Annotated in this window: 18 protein-coding genes; 7 read left to right on the top strand and 11 right to left on the bottom strand. The window is 73.5% G+C overall.

Translation table 11 applies throughout. The features are described from left to right. Positions 1-18 precede the first annotated feature (18 nt). The 4 genes from ACFYZS_RS07875 to ACFYZS_RS07860 form a co-directional block, all read right to left on the bottom strand. Positions 19-951, bottom strand: coding sequence for an AAA family ATPase (locus ACFYZS_RS07875; RefSeq protein WP_389007929.1), 933 nt, complete (start codon positions 949-951; stop codon positions 19-21). A 3-nt stretch (positions 952-954) separates the two neighbouring features. Further along, on the bottom strand, positions 955-2,169 hold the full coding sequence (locus ACFYZS_RS07870) for an RNA ligase (protein WP_389007928.1): 1,215 nt from the start codon (positions 2,167-2,169) through the stop codon (positions 955-957). 61 nt (positions 2,170-2,230) lie between these two features. Next, the gene (locus tag ACFYZS_RS07865) at positions 2,231-2,917 is read right to left on the bottom strand and encodes an epimerase (RefSeq protein ID WP_389007926.1); all 687 of its coding nucleotides are present in this window, start codon (positions 2,915-2,917) and stop codon (positions 2,231-2,233) included. Positions 2,918-2,939: 22 nt separating this feature from the next. Then, a complete protein-coding gene (locus ACFYZS_RS07860; protein WP_389007924.1) occupies positions 2,940-3,374 on the bottom strand; it encodes a VOC family protein in 435 nt (144 codons plus the stop codon). Between the two features lie 129 nt (positions 3,375-3,503). On the opposite strand from ACFYZS_RS07860, the gene ACFYZS_RS07855 reads away from it, so the two are divergent. Next, a complete protein-coding gene (locus ACFYZS_RS07855) occupies positions 3,504-4,199 on the top strand; it encodes a response regulator (RefSeq protein WP_389007922.1) in 696 nt (231 codons plus the stop codon). Then, a complete protein-coding gene (locus tag ACFYZS_RS07850) occupies positions 4,196-4,909 on the top strand; it encodes a YoaK family protein (protein WP_389007920.1) in 714 nt (237 codons plus the stop codon). Before ACFYZS_RS07855 ends, ACFYZS_RS07850 begins: the two co-directional genes overlap by 4 nt. A 52-nt stretch (positions 4,910-4,961) precedes the next feature. On the opposite strand, the gene ACFYZS_RS07845 is transcribed toward ACFYZS_RS07850, so the two are convergent. Both ACFYZS_RS07845 and asnB read right to left on the bottom strand, forming a co-directional pair. Further along, positions 4,962-5,648 (bottom strand): DsbA family protein, encoded by a 687-nt coding sequence (locus tag ACFYZS_RS07845; RefSeq protein WP_389007918.1) that lies wholly within the window; start codon positions 5,646-5,648, stop codon positions 4,962-4,964. A 32-nt stretch (positions 5,649-5,680) separates the two neighbouring features. Further along, positions 5,681-7,534: an asparagine synthase (glutamine-hydrolyzing) gene (gene asnB / locus ACFYZS_RS07840; protein ID WP_389007916.1), complete on the bottom strand. Its 1,854-nt coding sequence runs from the start codon at positions 7,532-7,534 to the stop codon at positions 5,681-5,683. A 215-nt stretch (positions 7,535-7,749) separates the two neighbouring features. Between asnB and ACFYZS_RS07835 the strand changes: the two genes are divergently transcribed. Beyond that, positions 7,750-8,514 (top strand): MIP/aquaporin family protein, encoded by a 765-nt coding sequence (locus tag ACFYZS_RS07835; RefSeq protein ID WP_389007914.1) that lies wholly within the window; start codon positions 7,750-7,752, stop codon positions 8,512-8,514. Between the two features lie 99 nt (positions 8,515-8,613). On the opposite strand, the gene ACFYZS_RS07830 is transcribed toward ACFYZS_RS07835, so the two are convergent. Together ACFYZS_RS07830 and ACFYZS_RS07825 are read right to left on the bottom strand one after the other, a co-directional pair. Then, a complete protein-coding gene (locus ACFYZS_RS07830; RefSeq protein ID WP_389007912.1) occupies positions 8,614-9,795 on the bottom strand; it encodes a 3-hydroxybenzoate 6-monooxygenase in 1,182 nt (393 codons plus the stop codon). A 213-nt stretch (positions 9,796-10,008) separates the two neighbouring features. Beyond that, positions 10,009-10,974: a tellurite resistance/C4-dicarboxylate transporter family protein gene (locus tag ACFYZS_RS07825; protein ID WP_389007910.1), complete on the bottom strand. Its 966-nt coding sequence runs from the start codon at positions 10,972-10,974 to the stop codon at positions 10,009-10,011. Positions 10,975-11,092: 118 nt separating this feature from the next. On the opposite strand from ACFYZS_RS07825, the gene ACFYZS_RS07820 reads away from it, so the two are divergent. Continuing rightward, the gene (locus tag ACFYZS_RS07820) at positions 11,093-11,824 is read left to right on the top strand and encodes an SDR family NAD(P)-dependent oxidoreductase (RefSeq protein WP_389007908.1); all 732 of its coding nucleotides are present in this window, start codon (positions 11,093-11,095) and stop codon (positions 11,822-11,824) included. A gap of 47 nt (positions 11,825-11,871) precedes the next feature. Continuing rightward, positions 11,872-12,795 carry a cobalamin-binding protein gene (locus ACFYZS_RS07815; protein WP_389007907.1) on the top strand — a complete coding sequence of 308 codons (924 nt, stop codon included), beginning with the start codon at positions 11,872-11,874 and terminating at the stop codon, positions 12,793-12,795. Between the two features lie 15 nt (positions 12,796-12,810). Here the strand turns inward: ACFYZS_RS07815 and ACFYZS_RS07810 are convergent, their stop codons facing one another. Together ACFYZS_RS07810 and ACFYZS_RS07805 are read right to left on the bottom strand one after the other, a co-directional pair. Beyond that, positions 12,811-13,560 carry a VOC family protein gene (locus tag ACFYZS_RS07810; RefSeq protein ID WP_389008803.1) on the bottom strand — a complete coding sequence of 250 codons (750 nt, stop codon included), beginning with the start codon at positions 13,558-13,560 and terminating at the stop codon, positions 12,811-12,813. 142 nt (positions 13,561-13,702) lie between these two features. Continuing rightward, positions 13,703-14,803 carry a glutamate--cysteine ligase gene (locus ACFYZS_RS07805; protein ID WP_389007905.1) on the bottom strand — a complete coding sequence of 367 codons (1,101 nt, stop codon included), beginning with the start codon at positions 14,801-14,803 and terminating at the stop codon, positions 13,703-13,705. A gap of 243 nt (positions 14,804-15,046) precedes the next feature. Here ACFYZS_RS07805 and ACFYZS_RS07800 point away from each other — a divergent pair, with 243 nt between their 5' ends. After that, the gene (locus tag ACFYZS_RS07800; protein ID WP_389007903.1) at positions 15,047-16,225 is read left to right on the top strand and encodes an AI-2E family transporter; all 1,179 of its coding nucleotides are present in this window, start codon (positions 15,047-15,049) and stop codon (positions 16,223-16,225) included. A 121-nt stretch (positions 16,226-16,346) separates the two neighbouring features. Then, positions 16,347-17,198 (top strand): SigB/SigF/SigG family RNA polymerase sigma factor, encoded by an 852-nt coding sequence (locus ACFYZS_RS07795; RefSeq protein WP_389007901.1) that lies wholly within the window; start codon positions 16,347-16,349, stop codon positions 17,196-17,198. On the opposite strand, the gene ACFYZS_RS07790 is transcribed toward ACFYZS_RS07795, so the two are convergent. Next, positions 17,119-17,646 carry an ATP-binding protein gene (locus tag ACFYZS_RS07790; protein WP_389007900.1) on the bottom strand — a complete coding sequence of 176 codons (528 nt, stop codon included), beginning with the start codon at positions 17,644-17,646 and terminating at the stop codon, positions 17,119-17,121. The two genes, ACFYZS_RS07795 and ACFYZS_RS07790, sit on opposite strands and share 80 nt — an antisense overlap. Positions 17,647-17,664: the final 18 nt, after the last annotated feature.

Here is a 17,664-nt window from a genome sequence, read left to right as displayed (position 1 = left end):
CCCGGGACCGCCCGACGCCTAGAAGTCCCCGTAGTTGACCTGCCAGGTCGCCAGGCCCATCCGGCGCCAGACCGCGACCACCCGGTCCCGGTCGTCGAGGGAGACCCGCACCGCGTAGCGGTGGCGTACGTGCGCGTCGAACAGCTCCGCCTTCACCACGTCGTCCCGGCGCGTGTCGCCGAGCGGCCGCATCCACAGCTCGTCGTACGGCACCGCGTGCCGGCGCAGCCACGCCTCCGTCTGCGGCCGGTGCTCCTCGCCGCGCCCGGACAGCAGCACGATGGTGTCGCCGTCGGCGCGCCGGAAGGCGTCCAGGGCGTAGCGCACCGGCTCGTTGAGCGCGTCGATCTCGCAGCGCGAGAAGTCGTACGGGCTCCGGTCGCCGGTGAGCGCGAGCGTGCCGTCGATGTCGCACATCACCGCGGAGGGCAGCGCCGGGTCGGCCACGTACGGCTCGACCACGGGCTGGTCGTTCAGCCACTCCGCGGTGAGCCGCCAGCCGCCCTTCTTGGCGCTCATGTGCTTGTCGTTCAATATCCTGATGACCTCTTCGCCGACCGGCCGCTCCCGCGCGGCGTCGCGGCGCAGGCACTCCTCGACCGGCACATCGGTGAAGTCGTGCACCACGAAGGTCGCGCGCCCGGCCACCGCCGCCTTGAGCCGCTTGGGGATGTGCGAGGTCAGGTGCGTGTTGTCGACGACCACGTCGAAGCCGCCCTCGACGGCCGCGCGCACGGCCGCGTCCTGCACGGCCAGGACGGTCTGCTCGTGCCGGTACGAGCGGCCGCGCTGCGGGTCGGGCAGGTCGAGCATGGCCCGCAGGTCGTCCAGGTTGACGCGGCGCATCCGGCCCGCGGCCTCGGCCTGCAGGGCGCGCGCGGCCGTCGTCTTCCCCGAGGCCGGCAACCCGGTCATGACGTGGACGACGGGGCGTGCGGGGTCTTCGGACACTGGTCAGTTCTCCTCATCGGTCGTGAAGGGGTCGGACGCCTCCGGCCGCACCTGCCGCCATACGGCAAGCGCGGTGGACCGGCCGTCCAGCCGCAGGAACATCGCGGGGCGGATCCAGCGGTCGGGCAGCGCCTTGACGGCGCGCGCGAACGCGCCCCGGTCGCCCGCCAGGGGGGCGAGCCGCGCGTACGCCTCGTCGATGGCGCGCTCGCGCTCGGCCGCGGCGTCCTCGAGGCGGGCGACCACCTCGCGCACCCAGGTGTCGAACTCGTCGGGCACCTGCTGCAGCAGCGCTTCGAGCGGCTTGCCGCCCGAGGCCTCGATGTCGGCGGCGGTGCAGTTCAGGCCCTGCGCCAGCTCCTTGGCGGGCAGGCCGGGGAACCGCTCGACGCCGTGGCTGCGCCAGACGTCCCGCTCGGTGACACCGGTGACCAGCTTGTGCAGGCGTACGTACTCGGACAGCTTGGCCTTGGCGCGCACACCCGAGGCGAACCGCAGCACGAAGCCCTCGGCGTCGGTGCCGGCCGCGTTCTCGCCGCCGGGCAGGGTGTTCGACTCGGCGAGCGCCAGCAGTTCGGCGAGCGGCATGGCCGGCCACACCGTGACCACGGACCCGATCCCCTGCCAGTGGACGGCGGCCTCGGCGAGCGGGACCTCGGTGGCGTCCGGGCCGAACGCGGCGAGGAGCACCAGGTCCCGGCGGTCGCCGTAGTCGACGACGATGCGGTTCTGCGGGTACAGGATCTCGGCGAGGTAGGTCACACCGGGGACGAGGGCCGAGGTGTCCCGGCCGTCGAGGTGGCGCTGGCCCCAGGTGGCCTGGGTGCTGATGAAGGATCCCTTGGACGCGACGCGCCAGCGGCCGGCGTAGTGGAAGACCACCGCGAGGCTGCCGTCGACCTTGTCGTACACCTCGAACGGCTCGTCGGGCAGGGCCGGTGCGTACGGCCGGCCGGACTCGTGCTCGCCGACGTTGAAGAACTTCGGCAGCGGCAGGGCGACGATCGCGCCGGTGGTGTCGTCGGCGACGAGTCCGCGGCAGCGCATCGTCACCCGGTTCCACACCTGCTCGTACTGTGCCGTCCGCGTGTACGTGTAGATGGACAGCGGCAGTTCGGGGTGCGACTTGCGGCTCACGTGTCCGGCGTCGATGGCCGCCGCGAGCTCCTGCTGCGGCAGCAGGTCGTGCAGCGTCGGGTAGGCCTGGTTGTGGCCCATGGGTTCCTCCCGGTTCGAGATGGTTCATTCTCACGTGCGGGAGGATGCGCCCGGTACTGAATTATCGCTGGTCCGGAGGGCTCTGGGCCAGGCGGTTGATGTCCCGGGGGCGCAGGACGCGGGTGCGGACGCCGGCTCCGGGACTCGCGACGTTGATCATCGCGCGCCCCAGCGCCTCGGTGGTGGTGACGAGGTGGGGCGCGAAGCGGCGCAGCAGCGGGAAGACCGGCGCGGTGAGCGCGTAGCCGGCCCGGTAGAGGAAGGTCTTGGAGGGCATGCCGCGGACGGGCTGCACGAGGCCGGGGCGGAACATGTAGGCCTGGAAGGGCAGCTGGAGCAGGTCGTTCTCGGTCTCCCCCTTGACGCGGGCCCACATGGTGCGGCTCTGCTCGGTGCTGTCGGTGCCCTCGCCGGAGACGTACGCGAAGGTCAGGCGCGGGTTGGCGGCGGCGAGCGGGCGGGCCGCGGCGAGGGTGAGGTCGTGGGTGACGCGGCGGTACTCCTGCTCCTTCATGCCGACGGCGGACACGCCGAGGCAGAAGAAGCAGGCGTCGAAGGAGGCCAGGTCCAGGTCCGGGGCCCAGAGGTCGCAGGGGTCGTCCTGGACGCGTTCGCGCAGCTTGGGGTGGGAGACGCCGAGCGGGGTGCGGCCGACGGAGAGGACGGCCGTGACGGAGTCGTCGCGCAGGCATTCGCGCAGAACACCCCGCCCGATCATTCCGGTTCCGCCGAAGAGGATGACGTTCACAGGCGCAGCCTAGGGGGTGTCGTCAGTGCGAGACGCAGAGCTCATTGCCCTCGGGATCGGCGAGCGTGGTCCAGGTGTAGGGGCCCTGGCTGCTGTCGTGGAGGTGCCGGGCGCCCTTGGCGATCAGCCGCTCGACGACCTCCCGCGGGTCGTCGGAGCCGGTGCGGACGTCCAGGTGGACCCGGTTCTTGACCGTCTTCGGCTCGGGGACGAGCTGGAACAGGACGCGGGGTGCGCGCTCGATCCCCTCGGGGTGGCGGATGGCCGTGCCGACCTTCCAGACGAGGGCTCCGCGGTGGGTGGTGGTGTCCTCCTCGGAGGCCTTGCCCTCGGCGACCATCCTGCGGATGAACTCCTCGTCGGTCGCCTCGACTTCCCAGCCGAGGGCCTCGGCCCACCAGTCGGCGAGGGGGTGCGGGTCGGCGGAGTCGATGGTCACCTGGAACGTGTATGCCATGGGGGGACCCTACTGAGGACCACTGACAATCGCGGCGGAAGGCGTCCGGGATTCCGGGTCGTTCATTCGATGCCGCCCGTCCGGCGGGTACGGTTTGCGCCAAAAGTCCCTTTCGGAACGGGGTGGCGCATGGAGTTCGGGCATGTGGGGCGGGTGGTCGTCGCCGATGACGAACCCGTCGTCCGCAGCGGACTGCGGACGTCCGTCGAGTCGACGGGGGAATTCCACGTGGTGGCCGAGGCCGGGGACGGACACGAGGCGGTGGATGCCGTACGGACGCACCTGCCGGACGTCCTGCTGCTGGACCTCCGCATGCCGCGGATGAACGGCGTCGAGGCCACCCTGGCCCTGCGCGCACCGGGACCGGACGCCCCGGAGGCGGCCGCGCACATCGTCCTCATGACGGGCTTCGGGCTCGACGCCGACGTGGAGCGGGCCCTGGCCTTCGGCGCGGACGCCTTCCTCCCCAAGGACGCCCCGCGCGAGGAACTCCTCGCCGTTCTGCGCACCGTACGGGACGGGGACGCCGTGCTGCCCCCGCGGGTGCTGCGGCAGGTCCTGGACGCCTCGCCGGCCCCCGCGGCGGAGCGCCGCCGACAGGCGCGGGCGCGGCTGGACGCCCTGCCGCCGCGGGAGGCCGAGGTACTGGGCCTGGTCGCCCGGGGGATGTCGGACCGGGAGATCGGCGAGCGGCTGGGTACGGCACAGGAGGCGGTGCGGGGCCTGGTCGGCCGGCTGCTGGCCGAACTGGGCGCCGCGAACCGGGTGCAGCTCGCGCTGCTGGCCCGCGCCGCCGGGCCCGGGGCGGCGGGTCCGCCGCGGTGACGGCCGGCGCCGCCCGGAGCGGGATCCTGCGACGGCTGGCCGGGCTGCTCTTCCCGCCGGGGCCGCGGGGCGGGAGCGGGCCGCACGGGGTGCTGCCGGCGCTGCTGGTCGGGCTGACCTTCGTGAGCGGGGTCGTCGACGCGGTGAGCTACCTCGGGCTCGACCACACCTTCGTCGCGAACATGACCGGCAATGTGGCCTTCCTCGGCTTCGCCCTCGCCGGGGACCGCCAGCTGTCGGCCGCGGCCTCCCTGCTGGCGCTCGGCGCCTTCCTGGCCGGGGCGACGGCCGCCGGGCGGCTGCGCCGCGGCCGGGAGCCGGTGCGGATGTTCGGGCCGCTGGTGGCGGCGCAGGCCGTACTGGTGGCCGGGGCGCTCGCCCTGTCGGCGGGCGGGGCGGGGGCGCTGCCGGTCGTGGCGCTGCTCGCGCTCGGCATGGGCCTGCAGAACGCCGTCGTCCTGCGACTGGGCGTGCCCGATCTGACCACCACCGTGGTCACCCGGACGCTGACGGGCCTGGCCGCCGACCCGTGGTCCCGGGCCTCCGTACGCAGGGTGGTCTCGGTGGCGGTCCTGTTCTGCGGGGCCCTGGCGGGCGGGCTGCTGACGATCCACCACGGACCCCGCTGGGCCCTGGCCCTGGCGGTGGCGCTGCTCCTCTGCATCGCCCTGGCGGGCGCCCTGGGGGCGGCCGAACGGCGCACCCCTTGAGCACCGCGCCACCGCCCCGCGACGGGGCCCGCCGGCCCTTCCTCCTGCGGCCCTACGGGTGGATCGCGTCGAGCAGTTCGTCGGCCCAGGCGGTGCTGTAGTCGTCCAGCCGCGGGAGGCCGCCCTTGTAGGGGGAGCCGGTCCACGTGAACGTGGCGCCGGGGTTGTGCGAGGCGTAGCCGCCCTCGGCGAAGAGGTGCGGACTGCCCTGGATCTGCGGCCCTTCGGCGGTCCGCCACTGCGCGTAGACCTCGGCACGCCCGTCGCCCCGGGCCAGCGCCTGCTCCAGCGCCTTCGCGTCGACGTGCTCGCACTGCTCGGCGAGGTCGAGGATCACCGCGTGGACGCTGATGCACTTGCTCTCGTTGTAGAACGCCCGGCGCAGTGCCTCGTCCAGCTCGTCGCTGCCCCGCAGCCCGCCGATCGCGGGGTCCTTCGCGGCCTGGATGGCTTCGAGGGCCGGCAGGGTCGTCACCGGGTAGGTGTGCGCCGGCCCGTCCCACATCCGCCAGCCGAGCTCGGGCAGGCGGGCGGCGATCGCCATGATCTCCGGGTCCACGATGAACTTGGGGGTGGGCTCCCGGTTGAACAGCTCCAGCGGGAAGGCCAGGTGGTCGATGAGCAGCGGCAGGGAGCGGCGCCGGGCCGCGGCGCGCAGCGTGTGCAGGGCGAGGGTCGCCCAGGGACAGCCGACGTCCGACCATACGGTCACCGTCGGGATGTTCGTTTCAGTCACCATGTCAGATCCTCCTGGGTGGGGGCACACATCGGTCAGAGCTCGACGCGGACGTCGTACTCGGTGACCCAGGTGTTGAACTCGATGAGCCGCTCCAGCACGGCGCGGGCGCTCCAGGGGCCGCCGACGGCGTAGGAGCCGACCGGCCGGTCGAGCAGCTTGCGGACGTCCGCCTCCGAGACCAGCCGGAACACCGGCGCGCCCTCGACGAGGATGGCTTCGACCTTCTCGCGCAGGGCGATCTCGTACTTGCGGTCCTGGGTGGAGGGGTACGGGTTCTTCTTGCGGTCGAGCACCCCGTCGGGCAGGACTCCGCGCATCGCCGCGCGCAGCAGGCTCTTCTCCCGGCCGTCGAAGCTCTTCATCGCCCACGGGGTGTTGTAGACGTACTCGACGAGGCGGTGGTCGGTGAAGGGAACGCGCACCTCCAGGCTGGCCGCCATGCTCATGCGGTCCTTGCGGTCCAGCAGGAAGTTCTCCCAGCGGGTGAGGTTGAGGTACGTCCGCTCGCGCATCCGCTCCTCGAAGCCGCTCTCGCCCTCCAGCCGGGGCACCTCCTCCAGGGCCTGGGTGTAGCGGTCCTTCACGTACTCGGTGAGCCCGAGCCGGTCCCACAGGCCGACGTCGCGCAGCGCGCCGATGCCGCCGAGCTTCTCGAAGGGGTGGTGCCAGGGGAAGCTGTCCAGCTCGACGGCCTCCTTGTCGTGGAACCAGGTGTAGCCGCCGAAGAGTTCGTCCGCCGCCTCGCCGGAGAGCGCGACGGTCATCCGCTCCTTCAGCGCACGGCACAGGATGAGCAGCGAGAACTCCATGTCGCCGGTGGAGACCGGCAGGTCCTGGGCGCGCAGTACGGTGCTGCGCACCTCGGGGTCGAGGATGTCCTCGTTGTCGAGCTCGACGATGATGTGCTCGGCGCCGACGCGCTTGGCGACCTCGACCGCGAACGGGGTGTCCGGGTCGGCCCACTGCATGTTGGTTTCGAAGCGGTTGTCGTGGCCGGTGAAGTCCACGGAGAAGGCGCGCAGCGGCTGTTCGACGCCCTGCTTGGCGAGGGCCTTGGCGGCGAGCGCGGTCACCGCGCTGGAGTCGAGGCCTCCGGAGAGCAGCGTGCCGACGGTGACGTCCGCGACGAGCTGGCGCTCCACGATGTCCTCGAGCAGATCGCGAACGTGGGCGATCGTCGTGTCGAGGTCGTCGGTGTGCGGCGCGGCCTTGAGCTCCCAGTACTTCGAGCTGCTCCGCCCCTCGCGGGTGAAGCGCACGGTCGTGGCGGGGACGACCTCGTGCATGCCGCGGAAGACCGCGTGCCCGGGGGTCTTGACGATGCTGAAGATCTCCTTCAGCCCCTCGGGGTCGACCACGGCCTCGGCGTCCTGGTGGGCCAGGATCGCCTTCGGCTCGGAACCGAAGAGGACGCCGTCGGCGGTCGGGTAGTAGTAGAGGGGCTTGACGCCCATCCGGTCGCGGACGAGGAGCAGTTCCTCGGTGCGCGGGTCCCAGATCGCGAAGGCGTAGATGCCGTTGAGGCGCTCCGCGAAGCCGGCGCCCCACTCCAGGTAGGAGCGCAGGACGACCTCGGTGTCGCTGGACGTGCGGAACTCGTGGCCGAGTCCGCGCAGTTCCTCGCGCAGCTCCCGGAAGTTGTAGACCTCGCCGGTGTACGTGATGACCGGCTGCGCGGCGTCGTCCTCGACGGCGGCCATGGGCTGCCGGCCGCCCTCGAGGTCGATGATCGCCAGGCGGCGGTGGCCGAGGATCGCACGGGGCGAGGTCCACAGCCCGCCGGCATCCGGGCCGCGGCACTCCAAGGTGCACGTCATGGCCGACGCGATGTCCGAGTGCGCCGTCAGATCGCGCTCGAAGCTGACCCATCCGGCAAGGCCGCACATAGGTGATCGGTTCCTCTCGATGAAGGGGATGAGCTGGTGACCAGGTGACCTTGGCCGACTCCCGCAGAGTGTCGAGGGGGTCGCACGTGCCGGTCCACCGGAGCCGGTTCAGTTCGTCAGGTGGCCGTGGCCGCGGGGGGGGTCCGGCCCGCCGACCTGACACAGGGCTCCCCCGCCGATTGCCGCGGCCCGTGCGCCGGCGCACATTCCATGGGGTGACACCGACGCCTCTCGACACCGATTCCCCGGCCGCAAGCCCTCCCGTACGCGCGCCCGGGCGCCCGCCTTCCCTCCTGGTGACCGCGGGCTACGAGTTCGCGCTCACCACCGGCATGCTGTTCACCGTGGTCACGGCCGCCCGCTGGATGGCGGGACCCGGCTCTCCCCTCTCGGACCTGGTGCCGGCCCCGCGCGGCCAACTGGTGGTGATGGGGCTGCTGGTCGGCGCGGTCGTCACCGCCGTGCTCGGGCCCTCCATGCGCCGGGAGACCGCCGGCCATCTCAATCCCGCCGTCAGCATCGGACTGTGGCTGCTGCGCGTCTTCCCCGGAAGAGCGGTGCTGCCCTTCGTCGCGGCGCAGTTGGCCGGCTCCGTGTGCGGGGTGGTGCTGGCGCGGCTGGTGTGGGGCGAGGCGGCCGCCGCGGTCGGCGACGCCGCGCTGGCCCCCGGGCCCGGCTGGGGCGCCGGACCCGTGTTCCTGGCCGAGGCGGGGTCCATGGCCGCGATGATGCTGATCGTGGCCTGGTCCGGGACCCGCCCGGCGCTGTTGCGGCTGCTGCCGCCCGTCATGGGCGCCTGTGTCGCGGCCGTCATCGTCTTCCTCGGACCGCTCTCGGGCGGTGGCGGGAACCCCGCGCGGCAGTTCGGGCCGGCCCTCGTCTCCGGTACGACCGGCCTGCTGTGGGTCTACCTGCTCGCGCCGGTCGCCGGATCGCTCCTCGCGGGCGCGGTGTCGGCGCTGGTGCGCGGGCGCCGCTGAACCCCTCGGCGCACCTCCGGTGAATCCACCGCGGCGGCCTCCGGTCCAGGACCGGGGCCGCCGCTCTGCCGCGCGCGCCCGGTGCCGGGCGCGGCCTCCTCAGACGAAGTCCGCCCCGTGGAGCCAGGCGACCTCGTCGTACATCTCCTCGGCCGAGAGGGCGGTCAGCAGCGCGTTGCGCTCGCGCGCCAGTTCGCCCGCCGGGTGGTAGAGCCGGCGGCCGATCTCGCGGGCGACCAGCTGGGTCCGGGCCGTACGCTCGCGGCGCGCCGCGCTGTACTTCTCCAGCCGCTGGACGACGGTGTCCTCGCAGCAGTCCAGCGAATCGGCGAGGACCACCGCGTCCTCCAACGCCTGGCAGGCGCCCTGGGCCGCGTACTGGAGCATCGGGTGCGCCGCGTCGCCGAGCAGGGCCACGCGCCCGTCGGTCCACACGTCGACCGGATCGCGGTCGCACAGCACCCACGACTTCCAGTCCCGGCCGAGCTCCAGCAGCCGCCGCGCCGTCTCGCCCAGCTCCGGGAACGTGTCCAGCACGTGCGCGCGTTCGGCCGGCCGGCCGACGACGGCCACCCGTGTGCCGTCGTCCCGGGTCGCGGCCAGGTTCAAGAACGCGCCGCCGGCGATCGGATAGTGGACGAAGTGCCACTTGGGGCCCGCCCACAGGGTCACGGTGTTCCACCGCAGCTCTTCGGGCACCTGCTCCACGGGGACCACCGTGCGGTAGATAGTGTGCCCGGAGACCCGCGGGTCCCCGTCGCCGACCAGCTGGCGCCGTACCGCCGAGCGGATGCCGTCGGCCCCGATCAGCGCCGCGCCGGTGAGCCGCTCGCCGTCGGCCAGAACGGCGGTCACCTCGGCCGAGCCCTGGCCGCGCTGCTCGTACCCCACCACCGATCTGCCGCCGCGCAGTTCGATCCGCGGGTGTCTGCGACAGCCTTCGAGCAGCGGCTCGTACACGTCGGAGCGTTGCACGACCGCGTACGGATTGCCGAAACGCGCACGGTAGTCGCAGGTCAGCGGCATCGAGGCGATCGGCTCGTCCGTGGTGCCGTCCATGAGCCGCAGTTCGTCGATGTAGACCGCCCGGTCGCGGACCTGTGCGCCCACGCCGAGCAGGTCGAGCGCGTGGAAGGCGTTCGGGCCGAGCTGGATGCCCGCGCCGAGTTCGGTGAAGGTCTCCCTGCGCTCCAGAACGGTCACCCGGTGGCCGCGGCCCGCGAGGCCGAGCGCCGCGGCGAGTCCGCCGATGCCTCCGCCGGCGATGAGTATGTTCGCCATCTGTGGTTCACATCCCTTGTGTTGTCGTGTGTTCGAGGAAGATCCGGCGGAGTTGCCGCGGAAGCCGGGGCGGCCCTTGGCGACGTGGGAGGGGGCCGTCGAGCGTCCTCGGCTGGTGTTCGGAACGGGGAAAGCTCGCGCGGCCACCCTGCAATGCGCCGAGCGGGCGGGCGCAGGATGCCGGGAGCACTTCGTCAGGTGCCGCGGACTCCGTCACGAAGCCGTCAGATGGGAGCGGCCGCCGGACCGGGTGGCGACGAGCGCCGCGAAGGTCAGCAGCCAGGCGCCCACCGCGACCCACAGGAGGACCTCGCCCAGCGGGCGCAGCCAGCCCACCCCGGTGGGGGCGGCCGCCGAGAGGCAGGCGGTGGCCGTCATCCCGAGGGGGAAGACGGTCGCCCAGCGCCGGATGTCGTAGTGCGGCCGCCACTGGCGCAGCTCGGCGGCGAGCAGGAGCGCGTACCAGCCGAGGGAGAGGGCGAGCGTCACCAGCGTGGCGATGCGCAGCGCCGTGTGCGCCGGACCGGTCCATACCGGTGAAGCCGTGAGCTTCGATCCCGCGAGGGCCGAGATGGCGAGCGCGCCGCCCGCCACCCAGTGGTCGCCCGCGCCCCGCAGCACCTCGCGGAAGTCGAAGCGCACGAGGGCGACCGCGTACAGCAGCAGTCCGAGGCAGAAGGCGGCCAGCGCCGCCCTGGCGAGCCAGTCGCGGTGGACGGCGGCGGCCAGGGTCGCCGCCAGGACGGCGAGTCCCTGGGTGGCGACGCAGACGAGGAAGGCCGCGCCGGGCATCCGCCGCTTCCAGTGCCGCACGACGGCGATCAGCAGTCCGGGCCAGAGCACGGCCGCCAGCACCAGCAGCGCGGCGGCGACGCCCTGCCACCCCAGCAGGGAGATCCGGGTGCCGAGCACGGTCGTGGCGGCCACGGCCGTCAGGGCGGCCGGGGTGTCGGCCTCGGCCGCGAACCGGCCCCGGTCCGCGACGAGCCGGACGGTGAAATCGGCGGCGAGTACGAGCCACAGCGCGGTGGCGATGACCAGCGCGGCCAGCGACAGCCCGTCGAAGCCGATCAGGTGCAGGCCGACGGAGAGGATGCCGGCGGCCATGACGGCGGCGCCCGCGGCCGGGGAGAGCCCCGCCCACCACCGACGGCCGGGCAGGGGGAACGCCTGCTTCACCCCGCCAGCGCACACCACCCCGCGGCGCCGCGCCAGCGCGGTGGGCCACCCGGCCCAAGCCGGGTGCACGGCGCCCGTGCCTTGACTTCCCGAGGGCGCTGCCCGACCCTCTGCGCTCATGGGACAGCTGGACGGCAAGGTCGCGGTGATCACGGGCGGGTCCGCCGGCATCGGACTGGCGACGGCGCACCGGTTCGTACGGGAGGGCGCCCGGGTGTTCGTCACGGGACGCCGTGAGGCCGAACTCGCCGCCGCGGTGGACGGGTTGGGGGGCGGGGCGGTCGGTGTGCCGGGCGATGTCACCCGGTCGGCGGACCTGGAGCGGCTGTACGCGGCGGTGGCGGCCGAAGGCAGGGCGATCGACGTCCTGGTGACCAACGCGGGCGGCGGGAAGGCGGGTGGCGTCGCCGAGTTCACCGAGGAGCAGTTCGACATCGTCTCGGACCTGAACTTCCGCGCGACCTTCTTCACCGTGCAGCGGGCGCTGCCGCTGTTCGGGGAGCGGGGTTCGGTCATCCTCGTCGGCTCGACCGCCGGATCGTCGGGGTCCACCCGGTTCGGCGTCTACGGCGCCACGAAGGCGGCCGTCCGGTCGATGGCGCGCAGCATGGCGCTGGAGCTCGCGGGGCGCGGGATCCGGGTGAACGCGCTCAGCCCGGGCCCGATCGACACCCCCGCGCTGTCGCGGGCGCCGGCCGCGATCCTGGAGGAGGTCACGTCCGGGGTCCCGATGGGCCGCACCGGGCGCCCGGAGGAGGTGGCCGCGGCGGCGCTGTTCCTCGCCTCGGAGGAGAGCAGCTACATCACGGGCATCGAACTGTTCGTGGACGGCGGAGCCGCCCAGGTCTGACCCCGCGGGCCCGGCCTGATCGACGAGACGCCCCCTAGGCTCGGGGCATGCGCATCGTCTCCCTGCTTCCCGCCGCCACCGACATCGTGGCCGAGCTCGGGTTGGCCGCCGATCTGGTGGGCCGTACGCACGAGTGCGACTGGCCGCCCGGCTCCGTGGCCGGGGTGCCGGTGGTGACCGGCGCCGAGTTCTCCTCGGACGCGCTGAGCAGCCGGGAGATCTCGGAGGCGGTCGGCGGGGCCGCGCACAGCGGGTCCTCCCTCTACACCCTGGACACCGAGGCGCTCGGCGCGCTCGCGCCCGACGTGGTCCTGACCCAGGACCTCTGCGACGTCTGCGCGGTCTCGTACGCGGGGGTGAGCCGGGCCGTGCGCGTGCTGGACGGCGGGCCGCGCGTGCTCAGCCTCGAACCGCGCACCCTCGGCGACGTACTGGACTGCCTGGTCACCGTGGGCGAGCTGCTGGGCGTACGGGAGACCGCGACGGAGCGCCGGGCGGCTCTCACGGCCCGGCTCGAGGCGGTACGGGCCCTGACCGCGGGCAGGCCGCGGCCGCGGGTGGTGGCCGTCGAGTGGCTGGATCCGCTGTGGCCGGCCGGGCACTGGGTGCCGGAGCAGATCGCGTGCGCCGGCGGCGAGGCGCTGATCGCCGCACCGGGCGAGCACACCCGGCCGATGGACTGGGAGACGGTCCGGGCCGCCCGCCCGGACGTGCTGCTCCTGCTGCCCTGCGGGTTCCCTCCGGAGCGCACCGTACGGGAGCGGGAGCTGCTGACCTCGCTGCCGGGCTGGGCGGAGCTGCCGGCGGTACGGGCCGGGGAGGTGTGGGTGCTGGACGGGCCGGCGTACTTCAACCGGCCGGGCCCCCGGGTCGTGCGCGGGGCGGAGGTCCTGGCGCACGTCCTGCACGGGGTCGCGGTGGGCGATCCGGTGAGGTCGGCGGAGGCGTTCCGGCTCGACGGCGGGGCGTGAGCAGAGGGGGCGCGATCAGAGGGCCCCGGGCTCCGCGCGGGCCGTGGTGAGCGTGAACATGGCGCCCTCGGGGTCGCGGAGGTTGACCCAGCGGTCGGTGGCGCTCGACATGATCGTCGACAGCGTCGCCCCGCCGGAGCCGGCGGCCGCCTCGATGGCCTCGTCGAGGTCCGGGACGCGGAAGTAGACGTGCCAGCGGGGCCTGGTCTCCGGGGCGTGCGTCGCGACCTCGGTGATCCCGCCGTTGAGGCGGGCGACGGGCTCGCCCGCCTGGCGCAGGACGACCTGGTCGTCCTCGTACGAGACCTCGCAGCACCCGGGGCGGCCCGTGGCCCACTCCAGCACCTCGCCGTAGAAGATCGCCGCCTCGAAGGCGTCCCTGGTGCGCAGCTCCAGCCAGGCCGGCGCCGGTCCCCGGCCGACCCGCCAGTCGGCGGACACCCCGCCCGCCCAGATCCCGAAGACGGCGCCGTCCCGGTCCGCGACCAGGGCGCCGCGGCCGCCGGAGGGAAAGGAGACCGGGCCGACCGCGACGGTGCCGCTGCGCTCGCGGATGCGGTCCGCGACCTCGTCGGCGTCGTCCACGGCGAAGTACGGGGTCCAGGCCGCGGCGACCGGCAGGTCGGCGGTCAGCGTGCCGATGCCGGCCACCGGCACCCCGTCCAGCTCGGCGACGGTCCAGCCCTCGCCCAGCCGGGCGCGCCGGAACTTCCAGCCGAGGACCGCGCCGTAGAACTGCTGCGTTCCCTGGAGATCGCGGGCCATCAGGCTGACCCAGCACGGCGCGCCGAAGACCTCCCTCGTAGAAATCTCCACCACACGCTCCGTCCGTCGTCCAGCCCATCGTCCCGTCCGGGCCGTCGCCCCGCACGTCGGCCCGGAACGCCGCTTGTCCGCACCGGCCTCCTCAGCGGCCGCTCCCGGCGCCCTGTCCGGTGATCAGATCGGCGAGGGCCGCCATCCCGCCGTCCGCGAGGGCCCGGCGCTGGCGGTCCGCGGGCGTGCCCTCCCGGAGCAGCCGGTGCAGCAGGGAGCCGACCTCGCGCTCGTCCCCGGCCTCCTCCAGGGCGGGCGTGATGTGCCGCATCAGCATCCACAGCACGTCGCCGGCGCTGCGCCGGCAGCCCTGCGGGTCCAGCAGCACGCCGTCCAGGCCGTGCCGGGCCGCGTGCCACATGGCCGCCTGGAGCAGCTCGGGCGAGCAGGTGACCGACGCGGCTCCCGCCTTCTCCTCGGCGATCGCGGTGCTGACCAGCGCGCGGACGATCCCGGTGAGCAGCACCGCGTCGGTGGCGTCCAGCTGTACGTCGAGGCAGCGCACCTCCAGGGTGGGATAGCGCTCGGACAGCCTGGCCTGCCAGTAGAGCTGGCCCCGGTCGGCGATCAGGCCGGCGTCCACGAGCGCGTCGGCGCGCTCCTCGTAGTCGGCGAGCGTACGGAAGCACGGGGGCGGGCCGCTGACCGGCCAGCGGCCGAAGATGATCGTGCGCCAGCTGGCGAACCCCGTGTCGCGCCCGTCCCAGAGCGGCGAGTTCGCCGACATGGCCAGCAGGGTCGGCAGCCAGACGCGCAGCCGGTTGAGGACCGCCACGCCCATCTCCCGGTCGGGCACCGCCACGTGCACGTGCATGCCGTTGATCAGCTGCTCGTCGACGAGGCGGCGGGCTTCCTCCTGCATCCGGAGGTAGCGGGGCTTGCGGGTGACCGGGACCGGCACCGCGGACCGCAGCGGGGCCGCTGCGGAGGCGGCCAGGAGGCAGCCGTGCTCCTCGGCGGCGGAACCGACCGCGTGCCGCAGCCGCAGCAGGTGGCCGGCGACCTCGTCCAGGTCGGTGCAGACGGGCGTGGCGACCTCGATCTGGGCCTGGAGCAGCTCGTTCTGTACCTCGCCGGCGTCCACGAACGGCCCGAGCCCGGCCGCTGCCCGCACCTCCTCCGCCCGGGACACGGGCAGATGGGTGACCGGATCCAGCAGGACGTATTCCTCCTCAACCCCGACCGTGATCATCTCGCGTCGGACTCCTGCCTCGAGTTCGGAAGCCCCGGGTCCCGCGGCGGCGGTCCGCCCGCGGTCCCCTGGGCCCTGCGTGTGCCCGGCCCGGGGCCGCCTCATGCGGGGGCGGCGGCCCGCGCTTCGGGCGGCATTCGGCGCTTCCTTCGGGCGAATCTGGCTCCCGGTGCGTGGGCTGCCGATTCCAGCGTGGCAGTTCACAGGGAAACGCACCCATCGGGCGACCGGCAAAGGCGGTACATGACCAGGCGATCCGCAGGCCGGCCGGCGCCCCGCCCGGACGGGGCGCGTACGGGGGCCCCGCGCTCCCGGGTGGCCGTCCGGCGCGCCCGGGCCCTCGGCCGCCGTCCGGGCGGGAGGCCGCTCGAGCGGCCGAACGCGTCCGTGTCGCCCCTGCTGCGGACGGCCGCGGCGTACTGCTGGCGGCTGCTGGTGGTCGGCGCGGTCGTGTACACGGTGTTCATGGTGCTGGGGCGGTTCCACGAGCTCGCCGTGGCCGTCTTCCTCGGCCTCGTCGCGTCCGCGCTGCTGCGCCCGGTGGCCGATCTGCTGGACCGGTGGATCCCCCGCTCCCTGGCCGTGGCCTGCGCTCTCCTGGGCAGCTTCGTGGTCGCGCTGGGCGCGCTCGCCTTCGTCGGGGAGACGATCGCCTCGGAGTGGAACTCGTTGGTGGCGGAGTTCCGGGCGGGGCTGGACCGGCTGGAGCCCTTGCTGGAGCGCCCGCCGCTGCGGCTGAGCCCGCACGCGCTGAGCGATCTGCGGGACCGGATCGGGGACTACCTCTCCAGCCATCGGGCGAGCCTGCTCAGCACCGCCGTGAGCGGCGCCGGGCGGCTGGTGCAGGCCTTGACCGTGGTGGCGCTGTCGGTGTTCTGCTCGGTCTTCTTCATCTACTCGGGTGACCGGCAGTGGCGCTGGATCTGTTCACAGTTCCCGAAGGGGGCGCAGCAGCGCATCTCGGTCGCGGGCCGGGCCGCGTGGCGGACGTTCACCGGGTACACCCACGGGATCGTGCTGGTCGCGGCGACCAACGCCGTGCTCGTGGGGGTGGCGCTCTACGCCCTGGGCGTCCCGCTGGCAGTGCCGCTCGCGCTGCTGGAGTTCTTCGCCGCGTTCGTCCCGCTGATCGGTTCCCCGGTCGCCCTCGCGGTGGCCGTGGTGGTGGCACTGGCTGCCAAGGGGCCGCTGATCGCCGCGCTCGTGGTCGCCCTGATCGTGATCATCGGGCAGATCGAGGGGCATGTGCTGCACCCGATGCTGATGAGCTGGGCGGTGCGGCTGCATCCGGTGGTGGTGGCGCTGTCCGTGGTCGCGGGAGCCATCGCCGCGGGGGTGCTGGGCGCGGTGGTCGCGGTACCGCTGGTCTCGGTGGTCTGGGCGGTCCGCCAGTCGCTGCGGTCCCCGGAGGCAGGGCTCTGAGCTGCGCTTCCCCACATGAGCGGCTTCAGCCCGCCGGGAGGGGGTATACCTACCGAGAACAGCTCACGAGACGGCCGTGCCGTACCCGCATGCGGCGCGACCACCCGTCGGAGGAGCCCGTATGCAGTACACAGAGGTCACCGAAAGCATTCCGCAGGACACGCTGAGTGTGAGCACCGGCGAGGCCCGGACGCTGTCGGGGGCACTGTTCCACCGGCTGCGGAGCCTGGACGAGGGCAGCGCGGCGTACTCGTACGTGCGCAACACCCTGGTCGAGCTCAACCTCAGCCTGGTGAAATACGCCGCCCGCCGGTTCCGCGGCCGGAGCGAGCCGATGGAGGACATCGTCCAGGTCGGGACGATCGGTCTGATCAAGGCGATCAACCGGTTCGACCCGGAGCGCGGCGTCGAGTTCACCACCTTCGCGATGCCGACCATCGTCGGCGAGATCAAGCGGTTCTTCCGCGACACCAGTTGGGCCGTCAAGGTGCCCCGGCGCCTCCAGGAGCTGCGGATCGACGCCGCGAAGGCGCACGACACCCTGGAGCAGGACCTGGGCCGCGAGCCCACGGACGCCGAGCTGGCGGGGCGGCTGCACGTCACGCCGGAGGAGCTCGTGGAGGGGCAGAAGGCGGCGCACGCGTACTCCGCGCGCTCCCTGGACGCACCGGCTCAGGACGACGGTGAACACAACGCCTACGCCGACCGGCCCGCGCTCGGCGCGGAGGAGACGGCGTACGACACGATCGAGTGCCTGGAGTCGCTCAAGCCGCTCCTGGCCGGGCTGCCCGAGCGGGAGCGCACGCTGCTCTCGCTGCGCTTCGGCGACGGGCTGACCCAGTCCGAGATCGGCGAACGGCTGGGACTGTCGCAGATGCACGTCTCGCGGCTGCTCAACCGGACGCTGACCACCCTGCGGACGGGTCTCCTGGAGGATCCGCCGGAGGAGCCGCAGGAGCCTGCGCGATCGTGAGCGGCACGGCCACTTCCGCCCACACCGTCTTGCCGGTCTGCCCGTCCGCGTAGGGCTCGCAGCCCCAGTTCCGGGCGAGCCGGTCCAGGACGAGCAGGCCGTAGCCGCCGGGGCGGGCGGATCCCGCGGTCCGCCGGCGACGGGGGTGCTCGGGGCTCCCGTCGCCGACCTCGATCCGCAGCCGCCCGGGGGTGCGGCGCAGCACCAGTTCACGGGGGCCGCCCGCGTGCATGCAGGCGTTGCCGACCATCTCGGAGACCAGCAGGAGGACGTCTTCGGCGGCCTCCTGCCGTGCCGGGCCGTACGGATCCTGCCCGTCGTCTTGCCCGTCGTCCGTTTCCGCGGTCCACCGCCAGTCGGCCAGCGCGCGCCGGGTGAAGTCCCGGCACCGGGTGACGGCCTTCTGCGTCCCGCCGCCCAACAGCAGCGTGCGGGTGTCCTCGCTCATGGGGGCCGCCTACCCGGA

This window comes from Streptomyces sp. NPDC001903, from assembly GCF_042891345.1.
GTDB lineage: Bacteria > Actinomycetota > Actinomycetes > Streptomycetales > Streptomycetaceae > Streptomyces.
This window is presented reverse-complemented; position numbering and strand designations above follow the sequence as displayed.